This is a genomic window from Shewanella sp. SR1 (genome assembly GCF_020447145.1).
Taxonomy (GTDB): domain Bacteria; phylum Pseudomonadota; class Gammaproteobacteria; order Enterobacterales; family Shewanellaceae; genus Shewanella; species Shewanella baltica.
In genome coordinates this window covers 1-688 of sequence record NZ_JAJAEF010000066.1, presented here as the reverse complement: position 1 = coordinate 688, position 688 = coordinate 1, and the positions used below count along the sequence as shown (strand labels likewise).

Annotated in this window: 1 protein-coding gene; it reads left to right on the top strand. The window is 47.5% G+C overall.

Annotation, left to right across the window (positions count from 1 at the left end):
• Positions 1-80: 80 nt before the first annotated feature.
• A partial coding sequence (locus KV201_RS22370) for an IS5-like element ISSpu11 family transposase (RefSeq protein WP_226060656.1) occupies positions 81-688 on the top strand: 608 nt, incomplete at its 3' end.

Genomic DNA, 688 nt, shown 5'->3' with positions numbered 1-688 from the left:
GGCTTTGTTTCCTAAATCAGTTGAACTAAAACCATAGCTGGTGATCTGATCGACATAGCCCATCAACTCGCCCATCAATCGTGTCAAAACCTCAATATAAAACAATCAACTGGAAGCAATACAATCAAGCCCTGATCAATCGTGGCTCACTTACCTTCTGGATTGATGAGGACGCTATCGCCCAGTGGAAAGCTAAGGCCGAGCAACCAAGGAAAGGTCGACCACGCGTATTTAGCGACTTAGCCATTACCACCGCGCTGATGGTTAAACGTGTTTTCTCGATGCCACTACGAGCGTTACAAGGCTTTATCAACTCGGTGTTTAAACTGGCTGATATTCCGCTTTCGTGCCCACATTACACTTGCATCAGCAAACGCGCTAAAACCGTCAAGATTGCTTTTAAAACCAAGACGCGTGGCACCATTGAGCACTTGGCTATCGACTCGACAGGCTTGAAGGTTTATGGCGAAGGTGAGTGGAAAGTGAAGAAACATGGCACAGATGGCAAGCGCCGCGTGTGGCGTAAGCTGCATATCGCTGTCGATACCCATAGCCATGAAATTATTGCAGCGGAACTGAGTTTATCCGGTGTCACTGACGCTGAAGTTATGCCGAATTTGCTCAAGCAAACCCATCGCAAAATCCGCAATATCTCAGGTGATGGTGCTTACGACACAAGAGCCTGTCA